The following is a 20,575-nucleotide window of genomic DNA, read 5'->3' as shown; positions in this document are numbered from 1 at the left end:
GACGACTTACTTTTTTTTGGGGTTTTTGTGGTTTTTGAATCGTGGTACTAACCCACACGCACCCCTCCGGGCCCCACGGGGGGGGGCCCGGGGCGCCCCCCCCCCGCCCCCACCCGCTTCACGTCGGTGTCGCCGACCTCAGTCGGCCAGCTCCCGCGACTCGGTGCCCTCGAAGACGACGATCTCGGTGAGGCGCAGCCTCAGCCGCTCCCGCAGCTGGTCGGGCGCGGTCTCGTTGCCGCAGCAGCGGGCGACCAGCGCCTTCACCTCCTGCTCGATGCCGTACTCGCGCAGGCACGGCCCGCACTCGTCGAGGTGGTGCCGGATCAGCGTCCGCCGCTCCTCCGCGCACTCCAGGTCCAGGTAGAGGTAGACCTCGGCGAGGACCTCGCGGCAGTCCGTCTCGTGCGGATCTCCACAGCTCACGTCACACCTCCCGGCCGGCCGCAGCGGTTGAGCCCTTCTTCGACGACGCGGCGCTGAAGCCCCGCTCCGCGGCGTACTGCTCCAGCAGCTTGCGCAGATTACGTCGACCCCGGTGCAACCGCGACATCACCGTGCCGATCGGCGTGCCCATGATGTCGGCGACCTCCTTGTAGGAGAAGCCCTCGACGTCGGTCAGGTAGACGGCCAGGCGGAACTCCTCCGGCAGCTGCTGGAGTGCCTCCTTGACGTCGCTGTCCGGCAGCCGGTCCAGCGCCTCGGTCTCGGCGGAGCGCAGCCCGCTGGAGGTGTGCGACTCGGCCTCGGCGAGCTGCCAGTCGGTGATCTCGTCGGTCGGCGCCTGGATGGGCTGGCGCTGCCGCTTGCGGTAGGTGTTGATGTAGGTGTTGGTCAGGATCCGGTAGAGCCAGGCCTTCAGGTTCGTGCCCTGCTCGAACTGGTGGAAGGCGGCGTACGCCTTCAGGTAGGTCTCCTGGACCAGGTCCTCGGCATCCGCCGGGTTGCGGGTCATCCGCAGCCCGGCAGCGTAGAGCTGATCGACGAAGGGCATCGCGTCCCGCTCGAAGCGGGCCCTGCGCTCGTCCGTCTTCTCGGTGGTCAACCGCACATCCCCTCGCGTCGGATGCTTTCCCGCCGAGGATACGCGCACCGGCCTGCCCACAGATTCACTTCCGGCGGGTGTGCTCGCGCTCACCGCGGTCACGCCGACCGGCGGCACCGTCGCGGGCCAGTCCGGAGCGTCCAGCAACTGCCGCAGCTGCCGCGCCCCCCGCTCGTCCCGTTCCCGGGCCTGCGTCTCGATCGGCACCCGGTCACCCCCCTCGCCAGAAATGTCTTCCGGGGGGTGCAACGCCCACGGAGGGGCGGGGCATTCCGGCCGCGTCTCCCGTTCCTGGTCCCGGCCCCGACGGGGAGCCGGCGCTGGGACCAGGAAGGGCCTGGGAGGACCGGCGCCGCCGCCCGGACCGGGCATCCGGCGCCATCCGATGCAACGACCCGCCGCTGCCGCCGGAAACGGCCGCGCCGGACCGCCGCACCGCGCGCCGCCCCGCCGTCCGTCCGTGCGGCGGGGCCGTCAGGCCCGCGTCCAGCCCTGCCCGCGCAGCCAGTCGCGTACGACCCCGGCCGTGCCGGCCGGGTCCGCCCGCAGGTCGTGCCGCTCCCCCGGACGGGTCACCACCCGCACCCCGGGCCCCGGGTCCGGCACCCCGAAGGGGTCGCGGTCGCCGTTGACCACGAGGGTCGGCACGCCGGTGTCGAGCTCCGCCGCCCGCGACCGCTCGGGGCGGCCCGGCGGGTGCAGCGGGAACGCGAGCGCGACCACGCCAGCCGCCTCGACCGCCCGCGCGGTCCGGCAGGCCACCCGCGCGCCGCTGGAGCGCCCGCCCACCACCAGCGGTACGCCGGGATGCCGCCGCCGCAGCACGGCGAGCACGGCCGCCCACGCCTCGTCGAGGTGCCCGGCCGGCGCCGGCGCGCGCCGGCCCGCGACCCGGTAGGGCTGCGTCACCCGGGCCACCACCAGGCCGGCGCCGACCGCCGCGTCGCGTAGGGCACACAGGTCCGGGGCGCCCACGCCGCCACCCGCGCCGTGGCCGAGCGCCAGCAGCGCCGTCGCCGGCCCCTGCGGCAGGTCCGTGTCGACCCGGGCGGGCCCGCGCGGCGTGAGGATCTCGTCGTCCTGGGGCATCAGCCCATTCTGCGAGGTGCGGGGCACGACGGGCAGCCGGCCCGCCGACGTGGCGGGCCGGCTGAGACCGGTCGGTCCTTCCGTCTGCCGCCCCCGGCCCGAGCACGGTCGCGGAGCGCGTCGCGCCGGTCCGGTGTGACCGGCGCGGGGTGGGTCCACCACCCCCGCCCGTCCGGGCGACGGTCAGCTCAGCGGCACCAGCGTGAGCAGTCGGTCCCGGACCGGCGGACCCGCCTCGTCGGCGGCGTCCGGATCCGGTTGCACCTCGTCACGCCAGGCGACCAGCATCGCCCGCCGCTCGCGCGGGGTCGTGCCGCCCCAGACGCCGTGGCAGTCGCCCACGTCCAATGCCCAGGCGAGGCAGGAGCCCTGCACATCGCAACTTCGACACAGCGCGACGGCCGCGTCGGCCGGCTCGTTCGGCGCCGGAAAGAATGTTTCCGGGTCAACATTCTGGCAGGTTCCTCTGGTCCGCCACGCCTCGTCATGTCGCCGCTCCCGCAACGCCCGCAGCAGTCGCGGATCTCGTCGTGCGGCGGCCACCTCGTGCGGGCGGGGCATACGTGCCCGTGTCATCCACCCACCTCCCCCGTGGGACCGGAAAGATCGGTGGACGTCGTTCGCCCCGTGCGAATCGCCGCCCACTACCGGCGCTGTGTTCTATCGCACTTCCGGACACGGAGACAAGACTCTACGGCGAATATGGGTAAACAATCGGGCGACGTTTCACCCGCAACTCTGGCAAATCACACCCGACAATGCGCTGCCGCTGTCAGAAGAGCGTCATTTCCTGCTCGGCCGCCGCGACCCGGTCCACCGGCACGCGGGTGGTCAGCTCCGGCCCGTCGTTGCGCACGTCGCCCACCGCCGGCCCCACCGGGCGGATCTCCAGCCCGGCCAGCCAGTCGGGCGGCGGCGGCGCCAGCAGCTCCGCCGGCTCCCCCGCCGACGCCAGCCACGCCCCCCACCGGCCCTCGGGCAGCAGCAACGGCATGCGGTCGTGCACCTCGGCCAGCTCGCCCAGGGCGGCCGTGGTGAGCACGCTGCACGTCAGCAGCGGCCCGCCCGGGCCCTCCCAGACCGACCAGATGCCGGCGAAGGCGAGCACCGAACCGTCCAGCGGGGTCATGTAGTAGGGCTGCTTGCGCCCGTCGGGCGAGCGGACCCACTCGTACCAGCCGTCGGCCGGGACGAGGCAGCGGCGGCGGGCGAAGGCCCCCGCGTACGCCCGGCTGGTGGCGACCGTCTCGGCGCGGGCGTTGATCATGCGGGCGGCGCCGGCGGGCGACCGGGACCAGGCCGGCACCAGCCCCCAGCGCCCCAGGGACAGCGCGCGGTGCCCCTCCCGGTTGACCCGCACCAGCGGCACCGGGTCGGTGGGCGCGACGTTGTGGTCGGGGCCGAGCCGGCCGTCGGTCTCGTCGAGGGACTCGAACAGCGCGCTCAGGTCGCCGGCGCTCCGGGTCGTCGCATACCTCCCGCACATGCCGCACACGCTAACCCGGCGGGCGTCGCCCGGCTGTCCCGCTGGCCGGGAGCGCGGACGGTGGCCGGCGTCATCGTCCCGCGGACACGGCAGAATGTAGCCGTGGGGAACCTGACCGCGACCCGGCCGCCGCAGCCGTGGACCGCCCCGACCGCCTCCGACCCGGTCTCGGCCACGCTGCGCCTGCCCGGTTCCAAGTCGATGACCGCCCGCGCCCTCGTGCTCAGCGCCCTGGCCAGCGGCCCCTCGACGCTGGCCGGGCCGCTGCGCGCCCGGGACACGGAGCTGATGGCCGCCGGGCTGCGCGCGCTCGGCGCGCACATGTCGATCAGCGACGACGAGCGCTGGCTGGTCCGGCCGCACCCGCTGGTCGGCCCCGCCCACGTCGACGTCGGCCTGGCCGGCACCGTGATGCGCTTCGTCCCGCCCGTGGCCGGGCTGGCCGACGGGCGGATCACCTTCGACGGCGATCCGCAGGCCCGCACCCGGCCGCTCGGCCCGCTGATCGGCGCGCTGCGCTCCCTCGGCGTACGCGTGGACACCCCCGCCACCGGCAGCCTGCCGTTGACCGTGCTCGGCGCCGGGCGGGTGGCCGGCGGCGAGGTGGTGATCGACGCCTCGGCCTCCAGCCAGCTCGTCTCCGGGCTGCTGCTGGCCGCCCCGCGCTTCGACCGGGGCGTGGTGGTCCGGCACGAAGGCCCGCCGGTGCCCTCGGCGCCACACCTGCGGATGACGGTGCAGATGCTGCGGGCCGCCGGCGCGGCGGTCGACGACGGCACGCCCGACGTGTGGGTGGTCGAGCCGGGCCCGCTGACCGGGCGCGGCTGGGAGATCGAGCCGGACCTCTCGGGCGCGGTGCCGTTCTTCGCCGCCGCCCTGGTCACCGGCGGCGAGGTGACCCTCCAGGGCTGGCCGCACAGCAGCGCCCAGCCCGTCGAGCAGCTCCGCGCGCTGCTGCAGCGGATGGGCGGCGAGGTGACGCTCACCACCGCCGGGCTGACCGTCCGGGGCACCGGCACGGTGCACGGGCTGACGGCCGACCTGTCCGACGTCAGCGAGCTGACGCCGGCGCTGACCGCGCTGGCGATGCTGGCCGACTCGCCGTCGGTGTTCACCGGCGTCGGCCACATCCGGGGCCACGAGACCGACCGGCTGGGCGCGCTGGCGCGGGAGTTCGCCGCGCTCGGCGCGGACATCACCGAATCCCCCGACGGGCTGGAGATCCGGCCCCGGCCGCTGCGCGGCGGGGTCTTCGAGACCTACCACGACCACCGGATGGCGCACGCCGCCGCGGTGGCCGGCCTGGCCGTGCCGGGCATCGAGCTGAGCGACGTGGCGTGCACCTCGAAGACCATGCCCGAGTTTCCGGCACTATGGTCGGCGATGGTGACCGGCAAGAGCTGACACGACGGGGGGCGGGTCCTGGCGACCAGAAGGCGGGAGTACGACGAGGACGACGTCCGGGTCCGGCCCGGGAAGTCGTCGCGCCCGCGTACCCGCACCCGGCCCCGGCACTCCGACGCGGTGGACGGGTTCGTGATCGCCGTCGACCGGGGTCGCTACACCTGCGTGCCGCCCGACGCCGGGCCGGACGCGCCCCCGATCACCGCCATGCGGGCCCGTGAGCTGGGGCGCAAGTCGGTGGTGGTGGGCGACCGCGTCGGCCTGGTCGGGGACACCTCGGGGGCGGCCGGGGCGCTGGCCCGGATCGTCCGGATCGCCGAGCGGACGTCCGTGCTGCGGCGCACCGCCGACGACGACGAGACCACCGCCGAGGGGCGGCTGGAGCGGGTGGTCGTCGCCAACGCCGACCAGCTGGTGATCGTCAGCGCGCTGGCCGACCCGCCGCCGCGCACCGGGTTCATCGACCGCTGCCTGGTGGCCGCGTACGACGCCGGAATCGAGCCGCTGCTCTGCCTCACCAAGGCCGACCTGGCCGGCCCCGAGGCGGTGCTCGGCTACTACGCCGAGCTGGAGCTGCCGTACGTGCTGATCCGCCCCGACTCCGACCTCGACGCCCTGCGCGACCTGCTCACCGGGCGGGTCTCGGTCATGGTGGGGCACTCCGGGGTGGGCAAGTCGACGCTTGTCAACCGGCTCGTGCCGGACGCCGCCCGGGCGGTCGGCACGGTCAGCGCGATCGGCCGGGGCCGGCACACCTCCACGAGCGCGGTGGCGCTGCGCCTGCCCCGGCTGCCCGGCGACCCGCCGCACGGCGCCGCCGGCTGGATCGTCGACACCCCGGGCGTACGCAGCTTCGGGCTCGCGCACGTCTCCGCGGACAGCCTGCTGCACGGCTTCCCCGACCTGGTCGAGGGGACGGTCGACTGTCCCGCCAACTGCCCGCACACGCCCGACGAGACCGCCTGTGGGCTGGACGCCTGGGTCGCCGCAGGCAAGGCCGACCCGCGCCGGCTGGCCTCGTACCGCCGGCTGCTGGCCTCCCGGTCGGGCGAGGGCGACGCGCGGGAGCCCGACCAGCGGAATCCCGGCGTGCGCGAGGAGTGAGCTTGCGAGCCCCGCAGGCGCACGCGAAGAGCCGGCACGGCGACCCGCTCGCGGGGTCCTGAGCCGGTCGCCGCTACCGTTTGCGGCATGCCCGGGTACGCCGACGACATCGCCCTCGCCCACCTGCTCGCGGACGCCGCCGACGCCGTCGCCACGGCCCGGTTCCGCGCGCTCGACCTGCGGGTCGAGGCGAAACCCGACCTGACCCCGGTCTCCGACGCGGACACCGCGGTGGAGCGGGAGATCCGCGCGCTGCTGGCCACGCACCGCCCGGCCGACGGGCTGCTCGGCGAGGAGTACGGCGAGCAGCCGGCCAGCGGCCCGGACGGCCGGCGTTGGGTGGTCGACCCGATCGACGGCACGAAGAACTTCATCCGTGGCGTGCCGGTGTGGGCCACCCTGATCGCGCTGCTGGAGGGGGACCGCCCGGTCGTCGGGCTGGTCTCCGCCCCGGCGCTGGGCCGCCGCTGGTGGGGCGCGCTGGGCGCGGGCGCGTACGCGGGGCCCGACGCCGCGAGCGGCGCGCCGATCCGGGTCTCCGGGGTCCGGGACCTCGCGGACGCCAGCTTCTGCTACTCGTCCCTGACCGGCTGGGAGGCCGCCGGCCGGCTGGACGCGATGCTCCAGCTCATGCGGGACACCTGGCGCAGCCGGGCGTACGGCGACTTCTACGGCTACATGCTGCTGGCCGAGGGCGCGCTGGACGTGATGGTGGAGCCGGAGCTGTCGCTGTGGGACGTCGCCGCGCTGGTGCCGATCGTCACCGAGGCGGGCGGGACGTTCACCGACCTGGCCGGCCGGCCGGCCCCCTCGGGCGACGCCGGCACGGAGAACAGCGCCGTGGCCAGCAACGGCGCGCTGCACGCCGACATCCTCGCCCGGCTGGGTCGGCCCACCGAGCACTGACCTCCGGCAGCCTCTATCCTCGCCAGGTGGTCTCCTCCGGCTGGTGCTTCCTCGCGGCGATGATCATCGCGTACGGCGTCGCGAACCTGCTCCAGTCGGTCGCCGCCGCCCGTACCACCGTGCACCACACCTTCGACCCGGGCCTGCTGCTGCGGCTCGCCGGGCACCGCACCTACCTGGTCGGGCTGGGCTGCCAGGTGGCCGGGTTCGTGCTGGCCTTCCTGGCCCGCCGGGACCTGCCGCTCTTCCTGGTGCAGTCCAGCGTCGCGGCCGGGCTCGGGGTGACCGCCCTGCTCGGCGTGCTGGTGCTCAAGTGGCGGTTGCCGGCGGCCGAGGTGGCCCTGCTGGTGCTGCTCTTCGCGGGCATCTCCGCGCTGGTGCTCTCCGCCCGGCCCGCGCAGTCCAAGCCGCTCGGCACCGCCGGCATGATCGTCCTGGCGGTGGTGCTCGTCGTGATCGGGGCGGTCGGCTTCTTCGCCGTACGCCTGCACGGGGCGCCCGGCTCGGTGGCGCTCGGCTCGCTGGCCGGGCTGGCGTTCTCCGCCGCCGCCGTGGCCGCCCGGCCGCTGGCCTCGGCGCCGACGGCCGAGGAGTTCGTCCGGCACCCGCTGCTCTACCTGCTGATCGCGCACTCGATCGTCGGCCAGCTCCTGCTCGGCCTGGCCATGCAGCGCGGCTCGACCACGGCCGCCGTGGCCGCGATGGACGCCGCCGGGGCGGTGCCCGCGGCGATCGTCGGCCTGCTGCTGCTCAACGACAAGATCTGGCCCGGCCGGGAGTGGCTCGCCGCGACCGGCTTCCTGGTCACCCTCGCCTCGGTCATCGGCCTCACCCGGTACGCCGAACCCCAGCACCACCACGCGGTGGCCGGGGAGCGGAAGCCGGCCATGGTGACCGTCGGCTCCCCCGGCCGCCCGACGTGAGGACCGTGGCCGGGCGGGCCGCCGACGCTGGGCGAGCCGCCGGCACGGGACGCGCCGCCGGCACGGGTCGCGCCGCCCGGCGGGCCGCCGCTCAGGCCGCCTCGACCGGCTTGCGGCGGCGCACCACCCGCTCGTAGAGGCGCTCCAGCGCGCCCGCCGTCCGTTCCCAGGTGTAGCTGCACCGCACCCGGTCCACGGCGGCGTGCCCGTACGCGAAGCGCCCCGCGTTGTCGGCGAGCAGCCGGCGCAGGGTCACGCCGAGGGTGCGCACGTCGCCCGGCGGCACCAGCCGCCCGGTCACCTCGTCGACCACCGCGTCGGCGATCCCGCCCATGGCGTAGCCGACCACCGGCACGCCGCAGGCCATCGCCTCCAGCGACACGCGCCCGGCCGACGAGTAGTGCGGGGTGCAGGCCACCACGTCCGCCGAGCGGTACCAGGTGGCCATCTGCTCGTGCGGCACCGCGCCGACCAGCTTCACCTGGTCGGCCACGCCGTTCCGCTCGGCCAGCTCGCGCAGCCGGCGGGCCTCGGCGTGGCCGGCGAGCTGCTCGGCGGGCGGGCCGCCGGCGATCACCAGCTCGGCGTCGCCGACCAGCCGCATGGCCCGGATCAGGTCCTCCTGGCCGTGCCCGGGCGACAGCCCGCCGACGGAGAGGATCCGGGCCCGCTGGTCGCGGGGGGCGGCCTCGCCGTCGGGGTGGAACTGCTCGGTGTCGACGCCCGCCGGCACCATCGCCACCGAGGCGCGCTGCAACCCCATCCGGGTCAGCTCGTCCACCTCGTCGTTGCACTGGGCGACCGCGATGTCCACCGCCCGGGTCAACGCCCGCTCCAGCGGGATGCGCTCGCCCGGGCCGTCGTACTGCCCGCCGAGGTGGCGCAGCTGCTCGACACCGAGGGAGTGGAACGTCTGCACCACCGGGATGTCGGTCTCCCGCACCGCGTGCGCCGCGGCCAGCCCGCCGATCCAGTAGTGCCCGTGCACCACCTCGGGCTGCCACTCGCCCGTCCACCGGTCCGCCAGCCAGGCGCCGAACTCGGACACGTACGGGACCAGCTCGGCGGTGGGGATCGGGGCGGCCGGGCCGACGGGCACCCGCTCCACCCGGTAGCCGTCGACCGTGGCCGTCTCCGGCAGGTCGGGGTCGTCGCGGCGCTCGTACACCCGGACGTCGTGGCCCCGCGCGGCCAGTTCCGTGGCGACCCTGGCGATGTGCTGGTGGGTGCCGACGGTCGGGGCGTCGGCACGCCTGGGCGGGCCGGCGTGCGCGCAGACGAGGCCGACGCGCATGGGTCACCTCCATGCGATCTTCTCAAGCGGTGGTCCTCGGTCAGAGGGTCCCATTAACCAGACTCCCGCAAGCCGAAACCTGGCAGATCGGGAAGAGCCCGGCGGGTGCTTGCCCGACGGCAAGCGCTACCCCCTCCGCCGGTCACCGCCCCCGCACCGACGGTTATCCGTCCGATTTCGGCCGCATGACCCCCGCCAGCGGGGGTACGGGCTGACAATGCCTCTCACCCGCAGCCTCGCCGACGCCACAGTGGTGATCACCGGTGCCTCCAGCGGGATCGGCACGGCCACGGCGTACGCCCTCGCCCGGCGCGGCACCGCCGTGGTGCTGGCCGCCCGCAGCGAGCCCGCCCTGCACCAGGTGGCGCAGCGGTGCCGCGAGCTGGGCGGGCGCGCGCTGGTCGTGCCGACCGACGTGACCGACCCGGCGGCGGTGGAACGACTCGCCGCCCGCGCCGTCGCCGAGTTCGGCCGGATCGACGGCTGGGTCAACAACGCCGCCGTCAGCGCGGTCGGGCTCTTCGACGAGATCCCCGTGGCCGAGTTCCGCCGGGTGCTGGAGGTGAACCTGCTCGGCGCCGCGTACGGCACCCGGGCCGCGCTGCCCCACCTGGGCGCGGCGGGCGGCGGGGTGCTGGTCAACAACGCCTCCGTGCTGGCCGAGGTGGCGATGCCCTACCAGTCGGCGTACAACGCCACCAAGCACGGCATCCGCGGCCTCGCCGACACGGTCCGTCAGGAGCTGCGGGTCACCGGGCGCGGCAACATCTCGATCTGCACGGTGCTGCCGGCCACCATCGACACCCCGTTCTTCGGGCACGCCGCCAACCACAGCGGGCGGGAACTGACGCCGCCGCCCCCGGTCTACCCGCCCGAGGTGGTCGCGGAGACGATCGTCCGGATGCTGCGCCGGCCGCGCCGCGAGGCGTACGCCGGCGGGGCCGCCCGACTGATCGGCCTCCAGTGGCGGCTCGCCCCGGCGCTGGCCGAGCGGGTCCTCGGCTGGTACGCCCACCGCACCCAGTTCGGGCCCACCCCGCGGCTGGACAGCACCGGCAACGTCTTCCACGCCGACGCGGCGGCCCAGCGTGAGGGCGGCTGGCACGGCCGGCGGCGGCAGCTGGTGCGGATGACCGCCGCCTTCGGGCTGGCGGCGGCGGGCACGGCAGTCGGGACGGTGGCCGCCATGGCCCGCCGCACGCGGACGGACCGCTGATGCGCCGGGCCGGGCAGACCGGTGCGGGACCCGGCCCGGGAAGGCAGAATGGGACGATCATGCCGACCGACGTGCGCTGCCGGGTGGAGACCGACCGGTCCTCCGGGGTGGTCCGGCTGACCGGCGTGCTCGACCAACCCGAGGTCCGCACCGTCCGTGATGGGCTGCTCGCCCGGCTCTGCGACCGGCCCGGCCCGGTGGTGGCCGACGTGACCGACCTGCGGATGACCGACCCCGCGGCCCGGGACGTCTTCGCCGGGGTCCGCCGGGAGGTCCGCGACTGGCCCGCCGCCGACCTGCTGCTCTGCGACCCGACCGGCACCGTGCAGGGGGTCCCCGCCTGGCCGACCCTGGACGGGGCGATGGCCGGGCTGGCCGCCGCGCCGATGGCCGCCGTGGTCGACGCCGAGTTCCCGCCCGCCGTGGAGGCCGCCCGGCAGGCCCGCCAACTGGTCACCGACGGCTGCCGCCGCTGGGGCCTGGACGAGCTGGCCGAGCCGGGCTGCATCGCGGTCACCGAGCTGGTGGGCAACGTGGTCGCCCACGCGCGGACCCCGATGACCGTGCGGCTGGCCCCCCGGGACAGCACCCTGCACCTCGCGGTGCGCGACCACTCGTCGCGGCAGCCGGCCTTCACCGGGCCGGCGCCGCTGGACACCGTCGGCGGGCGCGGCCTGCTGCTGATCGACACCGTGGCCCGCCGCTGGGGCAGCAGCGTGGTGCCGGACGGCAAGGTCGTCTGGTGCGTCCTGCACGCCGCCGACGGCTGACCGCCGCCCGGGTCCTCCCCGTACGTCCCGGGAAGCGGTGCTTCCGCCCGGATGGCCGCGCCCGGCACCGGTTACGCCGGGAGGGCAGTGGGTAGTGGTCAGCCATGCGCGACGACGAGTACCCGACCCCCGTGTCCGACCCCGAGGCGGAGGGCCTGCCCGACACCGCCGACGACGACTCGACCGCCAACGACGACGTCCTGACCGGGCGCGAGGCGGACGGCCCGGAGCCGGCGCAGCTGCCGGGCGACCGGACGCCGGTGGCGGTGGACCGGTACGGGACCACCGCCGAGGAACAGCTCGACGGCGAGTCGCTCGACTACAAGCTCGACCGGGAGCAGTACGAGCGCCCCGCCGACGACCCGCTGGCCGGCCCCGTCGACCCGGACATCGCCGCCGAGGCCGACAGCGAGGAGGCCGCGGCGCAGGCCCAGCTCGACGCGGACGTGATCGACCCGGGACCCACCTCGGACCCGAACTCGCCGGTCTCCCTCTACGACCACGGCAAGCTCGGCAGCGTCGCCGACGGCCAGGTCGGCCGGCTCGTCGAACCGGACGAGGGGGCGCACACCGACCAGGAGACCGACTCGGTCGCGTACGACGCCGGCTCGGCCGGTGGCGGGGCGAGCGCCGAGGAGCTGGCCATCCACGAGACCCGGCCGCCGCACTCGGTCTGAGCAAGCCCGCGACGCCGCCGGCCCGCGCGCCACGCACCCCGCCCGGGCCGGCGGCGTCAGTCGTCCAGGCCGCGCTCGATCGCGTACCGGGTCAGCTCGACCCGGTTGTGCAGCTGGAGCTTGCCCAGCGTGTTCTGCACGTGGTTCTGCACCGTGCGGTGGGACAGCCCGAGCCGGTCGGCGATCTGCTTGTAGGACATGCCCTTGGCCACGAGCCGCAGCACCTCGGTCTCCCGGTCGGTGAGGCGGGGCGCCGGGCCGGCGGCGGAGTCCCGACCGGCCGTCGCGGCGGCCCCCGCCGGGGCGGCGGCCAGCCGGCGGTACTCGCCGAGGACCAGCCCCGCCAGGCCCGGCGTGAAGACCGGTTCCCCCGCCGCCGTCCGGCGCACCGCGTCCAGGAACTCGGCGGGGGCGGCGGACTTCAGCAGGTAGCCCGTGGCGCCCGCCTTCACCGCGTCCAGCACGCTCTGCTGCTCGCCGCTGGCCGACAGCATCAGCACCCGGACCTGCGGCAGCGCGGCGCGGAGCCCCCGGATCACCTCCACCCCGGAGACGTCCGGCAGTTGCAGGTCGAGCACCACCACGTCGGGCCGGGTGGCCGCGGCGACCCGGACGGCCTGCCGCCCCTCGCCGCTGGTGGCGACGACGACGTGGCCGGCCTCGGTGAGGTCCCGGGCCACCCCCTCCCGCCACATCGGGTGGTCGTCGACCACCATCACGCGTACGCCGCTCATGGTCTCCCCTCCGTCACGCCGGCCGGGGCACCGACGGTCCCCGGCCTCACCGTGCCGCCTCTCTCGGTACGGTCAGCTCCACCTCCGTGCCGGCACCCGGCGCGGAGGTGATCCGCACCGTGCCACCCAGGTCGGCGAGGCGACCCCGGATGGACCGGGCGACGCCGAGCCGGCCCTCGGCGGCGGCCTCGTCCAGCCGGCCGTCCGGGAACCCCGGCCCCTCGTCGCGGACCGAGACGGTCACCGTCGCCCCCTCGTCCTCGATCAGCACCCAGGCCCGCCCGTCCGCGTGCCGGGCGACGTTGTCCAGCGCGGCGGCGGTCGCCGCGGCCAGTTCGCGGGCCGCTGCGGCGGGCAACGACACCGGGGTGGCCGGCGCGGAGAGCGAGACCGTCGCGGACGCGTACCGGCCGACCAGCGCGCGCAGGTCCACCGGGCCACTCTCGGTGCCGGCGCCGGCCGGCGCGGCCCCGGCGATCAGGGCGCGCAGCGCCGCCTCCTGCTCCCCGGCGAGCCGGGCCAGCTCGCCGGCCTCGCCGTCCAGGTGGGCGCCGCGCCGCTGCACCAGGGCGAGCACCTGGAGGACGCCGTCGTGGATGTCCCGGGCCAGCCGCTCCCGCTCCCGGGTGGCCGCCTCCAGCTCGACCGCCCGGTGCAGCCGCTCCTCGGCGGTCACGGCCAGCCGGGCGACGTGCCCGACGACCACCCCGGCGAGCAGCAGCAGGATCACCCCGGTGAGCGAGGACTGGCCGATCCGCTCCCGGGTGGCCAGGTCCGCCGCGCCGAGCACCAGCGCGGCCACCGTGCCCCGCCGCCGCCCGCCCGAGACGGCCCAGGCCAGCACCGGGCCGGCCAGCCAGGCCACCGCCAGGGTGGGCACGCCGGAGGCGAGCGCCTCTCGCCCGACCACCCACGGATTGACCAGCAGGATGCCGAGGACCACCGCGAGGTCCGCGGCCAGCAGCGGCCAGCCCCGCCGGGCCGGACGGGCGTAGCCGACGGCGGTCACGCCGGTCCAGGCCGCCATCAACAGGACCAGGCCGCCGGCCGCGAGCGGGTGCGCGTACCGGTCGAAGTGGCGCAGGACCAGCACGCAGACGTACGCCAGGGAGGCCACCCGGAACACGGCGATAGCCCGCCAGAGCGGGACCTCGAAACCACCGGGCGGCGTCGGCACGGTCGTCACGATGCCACAGCCCTCCCGGGGACCCGTAGGCCGTCGGATGCACGGCGGGAAACGCTGACGTACGGTGGAAATGCCGCAAAAAATCCTGCGATCCACTGTCGGGACGGGGCCATGACGAATGCAGAACCCCCGGCACCGCGTACGGTTGTGCCCATCGAACCTTCCCTCCTGATCGCCGAGGCCTTCGAACAGGCCCAGGTGACCGAGCTGCGACACTCGGTCACCTCCTGCGCGCACGCCTCCGGGCTGACCGGGCAGCGGCTGGACGACTTCGTGCTGGCGGTCAACGAGCTGATCACGAACGCGGTCCGGCACGGCGGCGGTCGGGGCTGGCTGCGGCTGTGGCGGCAGCCGGAGCGGCTCGTCTGCGAGGTCTCCGACCACGGGCGGGGCATCAGCACGCAACGGCTGGGCGACCGGAGCCGCCCCGCACCGGACACGGCCGGCGGCTGGGGGCTCTGGCTGGCCCGGGAGCTGAGCGACGCCATGGAGGTCGACACCGGCGCCGCCGGCACCACCGTACGCATCAGCGCCACCGTCGCCACCCCAGAACACATCGGCCGCCACCGCCGCGACTAACCCCCGCCCGCCGCCGCCACCCCACCCCCTTCCCTTCCCTCGCCGCACCCGCGGTCCTCGCCGCCGCGCTCCCGAGCCCCACCGCCGCGCTCCCCGACCCCCGCCCGCCGCCGCCCGCGACCCCCACCGCGGCGATCTTGCACTTTCGGCCCCCGAATTGGGCGCTTTGCCTCATTCGCCGGGGCAGAAAGTGCAAGATCGCGGGCGCGACGGGGGCGGGCGGGGGGCGAGGGCGAGGGTGGGGAGGGTGGGGTGGGTCAGGCGAAGAGGGTGCTGACGGACTCGCCGTTGTGGATGCGACGCATCGCTTCGGCCAGCGCCGGTGCGACGGAGAGGATCTCCAGCTTCGGCACCCGCTTGTCGGCCGGGATCGGCACCGTGTTGGTGCAGACGATCTCCAGCACGCCCTTCTGCTCGCTGAGCCGCCGCAGCGCGTCACTGGAGAAGAGGCCGTGCGTGCAGGCCAGCCGGATCGAGCGGACCTTCAGCTCACGCAGGTGCTCCATCAGCTCGATCACCGTGCTGCCCTTGGCGATCTCGTCGTCGAGCACGATCACGTCCCGGTCCGCCACGTCGCCGATCACCGCACTGATCTTGACCCGGTCGTCGCTGAACCGCTGCTTGGCCCCGGCGGCCACCGGGGTGCCGAGCCGGCGGGCGAACGCCGCCGCCTCCTTGGCGTTGCCCAGGTCCGGCGAGACCACGACGGTGTTGCTGAGGTCGTAGCGGGCGAAGTGCTCGGCCAGCTCGCGCAGCGCGTGCAGGTGGTCGACCGGCACGCTGAAGAAGCCGTGCACCTGGGGCGAGTGCAGAGTCATCGCCAGCACGCGGTCCGCGCCCGCCGAGGTGAGCAGGTCGGCCACGAGCCGCCCGCCGATGGAGATGCGCGGCGCGTCCTTCTTGTCGGAGCGGGCGTACGCGTAGTGCGGCAGCACCACGGTGATCCGGCCGGCCGAGGCGCCCCGGGCCGCGTCGATCATGAGCAGCAGCTCGACCAGGTGCTCCTGCACGGGCGGTACCAACGGCTGGATCAGGAAGACGTCCCGCTCCCGGCAGTTGGCCTGCAACTGGACTTCCAGGCAGTCGTTGGCGAACCGGGACACCCGCACCGGGTGCAGGGGCACCCCGAGGTGGGCGCAGATCTCGGCGGCGAGTTCGGGATGGGCGGTTCCACTGAAGACGGCGATGTCGCGCACGTTCACACATCGTACGGACGCCGCCCCGGCCCGCCCCCGACCGGGGCCGGGACCACCGGACCGGGCGCGGCCGGTCGGCGGGGCGCCCCGGCTGCGGGTACGGTGCTGCCGTGACCCCCCAGTACGTCGCCGCCATCGACCAGGGCACCACCTCCTCCCGGTGCATCGTCTTCGACCGCGCCGGGGAGATCGTCTCCGTGGCGCAGCGGGAGCACCGGCAGATCTTCCCCAGGCCCGGCTGGGTGGAGCACGACGCCGAGGAGATCTGGCAGAACGTGGAGCTGGTGGTGCGGGAGGCGCTGCGGTCCGCCGGCACCGACGCCGCCGGGCTGGCCGCCGTGGGCATCACCAACCAGCGGGAGACCACGCTCGTCTGGGACCGGGCGACCGGCCGGCCGGTCGCCAACGCCATCGTCTGGCAGGACACCCGGACCGGCCCGCTGCTGCGCGAGCTGGAGCAGGCGTACGGCGAGGAGCTGTTCCGCACCCGCACCGGCCTGCCGCTGGCCACCTACTTCGCGGGGCCGAAGCTGCGCTGGCTGCTGGAGCACGTCGACGGGCTGCGTGGGCGCGCCGAGGCCGGCGAGGTGCTCTTCGGCACGATGGACAGCTGGCTGATCTGGAAGCTGACCGGGCGGCACGTGACCGACGTGACCAACGCCAGCCGCACCCTGCTGATGGACCTGACCACCCTCGACTGGAGCCCGGAGCTGCTCGACGCGATGGGCGTGCCGGCGGCGATGCTGCCGGAGATCCGCAGCTCTGCCGAGGTCTACGGGGAGGCGACCGGGGTGCTGGCCGGGGTGCCGGTGGCCAGCGCGCTCGGCGACCAGCAGGCGGCCCTGTTCGGGCAGACCTGCTTCCAGCCGGGCGAGGCGAAGTGCACCTACGGCACGGGCAGCTTCCTGCTGCTCAACACCGGTGCCAGCCCGGTCCCCTCCACCCACGGCCTGCTCACCACTGTCGCCTACCGCATCGACGGCCAGCCCGCCGCGTACGCCCTGGAGGGCGCGATCGCGGTCACCGGCTCCCTGGTGCAGTGGCTGCGCGACAACCTCGGGCTGATCTCCACCGCCCCCGAGGTGGAGGAGCTGGCCCGCACCGTCGACGACAACGGCGGCTGCTACGTCGTGCCGGCCTTCTCCGGGCTGTTCGCCCCGCACTGGCGCAGCGACGCGCGGGGGGTGATCGCCGGGCTGACCGGCTACATCACGAAGGGGCACCTGGCCCGGGCGGTGCTTGAGGCGTCGGCCTGGCAGACCCGCGAGGTGGTCGACGCGATGAACGCCGACTCCGACGTGGCGCTGCGCCGGCTGCGGGTCGACGGCGGGATGACGGCGAACGGGCTGCTGATGCAGTTCCTCGCCGACGTGCTCGACGTGCCGGTGGTCCGCAGCCGGATCACCGAGACGACCTGCCTCGGTGCCGCGTACGCGGCCGGCCTCGCGGTCGGCTTCTGGCCGGACCTGGCGACGCTACGCGCCCAGTGGCGCTCCGACGCGCAGTGGGAGCCGGCCATGGATCCGGCGCACCGGGACCGGGAGCTGCGCAACTGGCGCAAGGCCGTGCAGCGCACCCTCGACTGGGTCGACTGAGCGCGCTCAGTCGAACAGGGGGCGCGTCCGAGGTACCCCTCGGGCCGGCTCAGCTGCGCCACCCGCGCCCACCGCACGTACGCCCACGAAAAGTCCGTGGGGCGGCCGAGGCGCTGCACCGGTCGGGAGATCAGCCCCAGCGGTTGCCGGTGAGCTTCTCGTAGACGTCGACGTAGCGGGCCCGGGTCGCCTCGACCACCTCGGCCGGCACCTCGGGCGCCGGGGCCTGCTTGTCCCAGCCGCTCTCCACCGCCCAGTCCCGGACATACTGCTTGTCGTAGGAGAACTGCGCCCGGCCCGGCTGGTACGACTCCGCCGGCCAGAACCGGGACGAGTCGGAGGTGAGCAGCTCGTCGCCGACCGTCAGGGTGCCGTCGGCCGCCCAGCCCAGCTCGATCTTGGTGTCGGCGACCAGGATGCCCCGGTCGGCGGCCAGCTCGGCGCCCCGGCGGTAGACGTCGATGGTGATCTGCCGCAGCCGCTCGGCGGTCTCGGCGCCGACCTTGTCCACCACCTCGGCGAAGGTGATCGGCTCGTCGTGCTCCCCCACCGGCGCCTTGGTCGAGGGGGTGAAGATGGGCTCGGGCAGGATGGACGCCTCGACCAGGCCGCGCGGCAGCTCCACGCCGGAGACCGCGCCGGTGCGCTGGTATTCCTTCAGGCCGCCGCCGGTCAGGTAGCCCCGGGCGACGCACTCCACGGGGACCATCTCCAGCCGCCGGCAGCGGATCGCCCGGCCCGCGAACTCCGCCGGCACGTCGGTGGCCGAGACGACGTGGTTCGGCACCAGGTCGGAGAGCTGCTCGAACCACCACAGGGACAGCGCGGTGAGCAACTTGCCCTTGTCGGGGATCGGCGTCGGCAGCACCACGTCGTAGATCGAGATGCGGTCGGAGGCGACCAGGATCAGGTCGTCGCCGTCGGCGTAGACGTCCCGGACCTTGCCCGAGTGCAGAAGTTCCACGCGGCCTATTACACCAGGCGACCTGCGTGCGGCCGGCGGCGGTGGCGGACGGCGTCGATGCGTACGCCCGCGGGCGCGGCGGTGTGGCCGGACGGACGTTGACACCTCCCGCGCCGCCTGCGTGAATGGTCCGGCCGCGTCCGCCCCCGTCCGCCAGGAGTCTCCGTGTCCGCCGCCCGTTGCCCGCTGCCCTCCGCCGGGGCGGACCCGGGCCGGCGGCGGGTGCTCGCCGCGCTGCTCGGGGCGCCGGTGCTCGCGGCCGGCGGGCTCACCGGGTGCAGCGAGGAGCAGGCGGCGCCGGAGGAGACCGGCCCGATCGAGTTGTCGGTCTTCTGGTACGGCGGGGCGAAGCGCGCCGAGCTCACCGAGCGGGCGCTGCGGCTCTACACCGACCGCAACCCCCGCGTCGGCTTCCGGATCACCTGGCAGGGCGTCGACGGCTACCACGACCGGCTCGCCACCCAGGCGGCGGGCGGCAACGTGCCGGACCTGATCCAGCTCGACGACGGCATGCTGGCCGAGTACGCCCGGCGCGAGATCGTCCTCGACCTCAGCGAGTACGTCGCCGACCACCGGCTCGACCTGCGCACCCTGCCCCCGGGCCTGCTCCGCTACGGGCAGGTCGACGGGCGCACGATGGGCGTCGCCGCGGGGCAGACGGCCGCCGCGCTGGTGCTCAACCGCACCCTGCTGCGCCGGCTGGGCGTGCCGGAACCGGACGCCGGGATCTCCTGGCCCGGGTACGTCGCCTGGGCGCGGCGGGTCACCCGGGCCAGCGACGGGCGGGTGGCCGGCACGATGGACGCGTCCGGCGACTACCGCGCGTTCTGGCACTGGCTGCGCGGCCAGGGCGGCGAGCTCTACCGGGGCCGGCAGCTCGGGTTCGACGCCGAGGCGCTGGTCGACTGGTTCGAGCTGTGGCGGGACGCCCGGTCCGACCGGGCCACCCCGAGCGCCGCCCTGGTCGATCAGGCCGACGGCGACGCGCCCGCCCGGCAGTTGGTGGTCACCGGCGCCACGGCCGCCTCCTTCGCCTGGTCGCACCAGCTCCCGGAGTTGCAGCGGCTCACCGACGCCGAACTCGGCCTGGCCGCCCTGCCCGGCCCGTTGGCGGCGCAGTGGGCGCGGGCGTCGATGTACTGGGCGGGCTTCCACGGCACCCGGCACCCCGCCGTGGTGGCCGACGTGATCAACTTCCTCACCGGCAACGGCGAGGCGGGCGCCGTGCTCGGCCACGAACGCGGACTCAACCCCAGCCTCGCCGTCCGCCGCTACGCCGAGGGCACCATCACCGATCCGGCGCAGAAACGCGCGGCGGCGTTCGGTGCCGCGCTGGCCGACCGGCTCGGGCCGGCGCCCGGCCCGCCGCCGCAGGGCCACCCGCGCGTGCGCGCGCTGCTGCTGGAGGCCGCCGAGACCGTCCGCAGCGGGGCGGCCGGCACCTGGGCGGCGACGTCGCGCTTCATGGCCCGGGCGGAGGCCGCGCTCGCCGGGTGACCGCCGTCCCCCGGGCGGGGTCGGGGGTCGGGCTACCGGCTCAGCGCGGCGGGCCGCCGCGGCGGTTGCGCATCATCCGCAGGATCAGGAAGACGATCGCCGCCACCACGGCCAGGCAGCAGAGCAGGCTCAGGAATCCGAAGCCGCCGCCGCGCCGCCGCCGGGCGGCCTCCACGACCAGCTCACCCGTGCCGGTGGACGCCCAGGCCGCGACGGGCACGAACACCGACAGCACGACCGCACCGAGGACGGCACTGAGCCGGCCCCACCACTTTCCGAAAGACATACAGACATCCTCGCCGACAACCGCAACCCCGGCACGTCGGTCGGCCGGGAACGCGCCGTCGGGTCGCCCGTCGCGGGGGCCGGAGATGCCGAAAGACCCCGGAGAAGATCTCCGGGGTCTTTCGCGTGAGTAGCGGGGACAGGATTTGAACCTGCGACCTCTGGGTTATGAGCCCAGCGAGCTACCGAGCTGCTCCACCCCGCGTCGGCTCGTTTACTCTATCGCATCCCCCGGCCGGATGATCAGCGGGACCCCCGATCCCACCCCGATCGCCCGCCTGACCAGCTCGGACCGCCGGCAACGGACCGACTCCGCCCGGCCCGCCGACGCCGCTCGACCCGGGCTCGACCCGCCGACGCCGCCCGACCCCCGGCTCCGCCAAGCCCGCCGACTCCGCCCGGCCCCCAGGCTCGACCCGATCCGCCGGCTCCGCCCGGCCCGCCGGCCCGGACAACGCTCCCGCCGACGGGCACCGGGAGCACGGACGGTCGCCGGAAACGCGGAACGGCCCCGAGGCGATCCTCGGGGCCGTTCCGACGTGGTAGCGGGGACAGGATTTTTACCAGCGTCCTGTGGGGTTTTTTGCCCTCGTGCTAACGATCTGCTCCACCCCCCCTCGGCTCG

General features: G+C 75.2%; 20 protein-coding genes, 1 tRNA gene and 1 pseudogene. 10 read left to right on the top strand and 12 right to left on the bottom strand.

What is annotated here, in order from left to right; translation table 11 throughout:
* Positions 1 to 138 precede the first annotated feature (138 nt).
* The 5 genes from rsrA to ACWENR_RS21390 form a co-directional block, all read right to left on the bottom strand.
* Positions 139 to 426: a mycothiol system anti-sigma-R factor gene (gene rsrA / locus ACWENR_RS21410; RefSeq protein ID WP_452278743.1), complete on the bottom strand. Its 288-nt coding sequence runs from the start codon at positions 424 to 426 to the stop codon at positions 139 to 141.
* Between the two features lies 1 nt (position 427).
* Positions 428 to 1,252: a sigma-70 family RNA polymerase sigma factor gene (locus ACWENR_RS21405; protein WP_452278742.1), complete on the bottom strand. Its 825-nt coding sequence runs from the start codon at positions 1,250 to 1,252 to the stop codon at positions 428 to 430.
* Positions 1,253 to 1,519: 267 nt separating this feature from the next.
* Positions 1,520 to 2,134, bottom strand: a complete 615-nt coding sequence (locus tag ACWENR_RS21400; RefSeq protein ID WP_452278741.1) for an alpha/beta hydrolase family protein — start codon at positions 2,132 to 2,134, stop codon at positions 1,520 to 1,522.
* Between the two features lie 183 nt (positions 2,135 to 2,317).
* Entirely contained in the window at positions 2,318 to 2,710 is a 393-nt protein-coding gene (locus tag ACWENR_RS21395) for a WhiB family transcriptional regulator (RefSeq protein WP_091103238.1), read from the bottom strand.
* Between the two features lie 196 nt (positions 2,711 to 2,906).
* On the bottom strand, positions 2,907 to 3,620 hold the full coding sequence (locus tag ACWENR_RS21390) for an SOS response-associated peptidase (protein WP_452278740.1): 714 nt from the start codon (positions 3,618 to 3,620) through the stop codon (positions 2,907 to 2,909).
* 102 nt (positions 3,621 to 3,722) lie between these two features.
* Between ACWENR_RS21390 and aroA the strand changes: the two genes are divergently transcribed.
* From aroA to ACWENR_RS21370, 4 genes and pseudogenes are all read left to right on the top strand, one after another.
* Positions 3,723 to 5,024: a 3-phosphoshikimate 1-carboxyvinyltransferase gene (gene aroA / locus ACWENR_RS21385; protein WP_452278739.1), complete on the top strand. Its 1,302-nt coding sequence runs from the start codon at positions 3,723 to 3,725 to the stop codon at positions 5,022 to 5,024.
* Positions 5,025 to 5,189: 165 nt separating this feature from the next.
* Positions 5,190 to 6,128: a ribosome small subunit-dependent GTPase A gene (gene rsgA, locus ACWENR_RS21380; RefSeq protein ID WP_452278744.1), complete on the top strand. Its 939-nt coding sequence runs from the start codon at positions 5,190 to 5,192 to the stop codon at positions 6,126 to 6,128.
* An 87-nt stretch (positions 6,129 to 6,215) separates the two neighbouring features.
* Entirely contained in the window at positions 6,216 to 7,034 is an 819-nt protein-coding gene (gene hisN / locus ACWENR_RS21375; protein WP_452278738.1) for a histidinol-phosphatase, read from the top strand.
* Between the two features lie 59 nt (positions 7,035 to 7,093).
* Positions 7,094 to 8,094: pseudogene (locus tag ACWENR_RS21370) on the top strand (hypothetical protein).
* Here ACWENR_RS21370 and ACWENR_RS21365 read toward each other — a convergent pair.
* Complete coding sequence (locus ACWENR_RS21365) at positions 8,049 to 9,251, bottom strand: glycosyltransferase (RefSeq protein ID WP_452278737.1); 1,203 nt, start codon at positions 9,249 to 9,251, stop codon at positions 8,049 to 8,051. The pseudogene ACWENR_RS21370 and the gene ACWENR_RS21365 overlap by 46 nt on opposite strands.
* A 217-nt stretch (positions 9,252 to 9,468) precedes the next feature.
* On the opposite strand from ACWENR_RS21365, the gene ACWENR_RS21360 reads away from it, so the two are divergent.
* The 3 genes from ACWENR_RS21360 (at position 9,469) to ACWENR_RS21350 (ending at position 11,914) form a co-directional block, all read left to right on the top strand.
* A complete protein-coding gene (locus ACWENR_RS21360) occupies positions 9,469 to 10,467 on the top strand; it encodes an SDR family oxidoreductase (protein ID WP_452278736.1) in 999 nt (332 codons plus the stop codon).
* Positions 10,468 to 10,526: 59 nt separating this feature from the next.
* Positions 10,527 to 11,237, top strand: a complete 711-nt coding sequence (locus ACWENR_RS21355; RefSeq protein ID WP_452278735.1) for an ATP-binding protein — start codon at positions 10,527 to 10,529, stop codon at positions 11,235 to 11,237.
* 104 nt (positions 11,238 to 11,341) lie between these two features.
* Positions 11,342 to 11,914 carry a DUF5709 domain-containing protein gene (locus ACWENR_RS21350; RefSeq protein ID WP_452278734.1) on the top strand — a complete coding sequence of 191 codons (573 nt, stop codon included), beginning with the start codon at positions 11,342 to 11,344 and terminating at the stop codon, positions 11,912 to 11,914.
* Positions 11,915 to 11,970: 56 nt separating this feature from the next.
* Here the strand turns inward: ACWENR_RS21350 and ACWENR_RS21345 are convergent, their stop codons facing one another.
* Positions 11,971 to 12,648 carry a response regulator gene (locus ACWENR_RS21345; protein WP_452278733.1) on the bottom strand — a complete coding sequence of 226 codons (678 nt, stop codon included), beginning with the start codon at positions 12,646 to 12,648 and terminating at the stop codon, positions 11,971 to 11,973.
* A 46-nt stretch (positions 12,649 to 12,694) separates the two neighbouring features.
* A complete protein-coding gene (macS, locus tag ACWENR_RS21340; RefSeq protein ID WP_452278732.1) occupies positions 12,695 to 13,825 on the bottom strand; it encodes a MacS family sensor histidine kinase in 1,131 nt (376 codons plus the stop codon).
* Between the two features lie 120 nt (positions 13,826 to 13,945).
* On the opposite strand from macS, the gene ACWENR_RS21335 reads away from it, so the two are divergent.
* A complete protein-coding gene (locus ACWENR_RS21335) occupies positions 13,946 to 14,413 on the top strand; it encodes an ATP-binding protein (protein ID WP_452278731.1) in 468 nt (155 codons plus the stop codon).
* Positions 14,414 to 14,670: 257 nt separating this feature from the next.
* Here the strand turns inward: ACWENR_RS21335 and ACWENR_RS21330 are convergent, their stop codons facing one another.
* Complete coding sequence (locus ACWENR_RS21330) at positions 14,671 to 15,609, bottom strand: ribose-phosphate diphosphokinase (protein ID WP_452278730.1); 939 nt, start codon at positions 15,607 to 15,609, stop codon at positions 14,671 to 14,673.
* 110 nt (positions 15,610 to 15,719) lie between these two features.
* Between ACWENR_RS21330 and glpK the strand changes: the two genes are divergently transcribed.
* Positions 15,720 to 17,204 (top strand): glycerol kinase GlpK, encoded by a 1,485-nt coding sequence (gene glpK / locus ACWENR_RS21325; RefSeq protein ID WP_452278729.1) that lies wholly within the window; start codon positions 15,720 to 15,722, stop codon positions 17,202 to 17,204.
* Positions 17,205 to 17,334: 130 nt separating this feature from the next.
* Here the strand turns inward: glpK and ACWENR_RS21320 are convergent, their stop codons facing one another.
* A complete protein-coding gene (locus ACWENR_RS21320; protein WP_452278728.1) occupies positions 17,335 to 18,168 on the bottom strand; it encodes a phosphoribosylaminoimidazolesuccinocarboxamide synthase in 834 nt (277 codons plus the stop codon).
* A 165-nt stretch (positions 18,169 to 18,333) separates the two neighbouring features.
* Here ACWENR_RS21320 and ACWENR_RS21315 point away from each other — a divergent pair, with 165 nt between their 5' ends.
* Positions 18,334 to 19,665, top strand: coding sequence for an ABC transporter substrate-binding protein (locus ACWENR_RS21315; RefSeq protein WP_452278727.1), 1,332 nt, complete (start codon positions 18,334 to 18,336; stop codon positions 19,663 to 19,665).
* Between the two features lie 40 nt (positions 19,666 to 19,705).
* Here the strand turns inward: ACWENR_RS21315 and ACWENR_RS21310 are convergent, their stop codons facing one another.
* Complete coding sequence (locus ACWENR_RS21310; protein WP_452278726.1) at positions 19,706 to 19,951, bottom strand: hypothetical protein; 246 nt, start codon at positions 19,949 to 19,951, stop codon at positions 19,706 to 19,708.
* A 130-nt stretch (positions 19,952 to 20,081) separates the two neighbouring features.
* Positions 20,082 to 20,155, bottom strand: a tRNA-Met gene (locus tag ACWENR_RS21305).
* Positions 20,156 to 20,575: the final 420 nt, after the last annotated feature.

The sequence above is a fragment of the Micromonospora sp. NPDC004336 genome (genome assembly GCF_053602615.1).
Note: the sequence above shows the minus strand (reverse complement) of the source record. Positions and strands in the feature narration are given on the sequence as shown.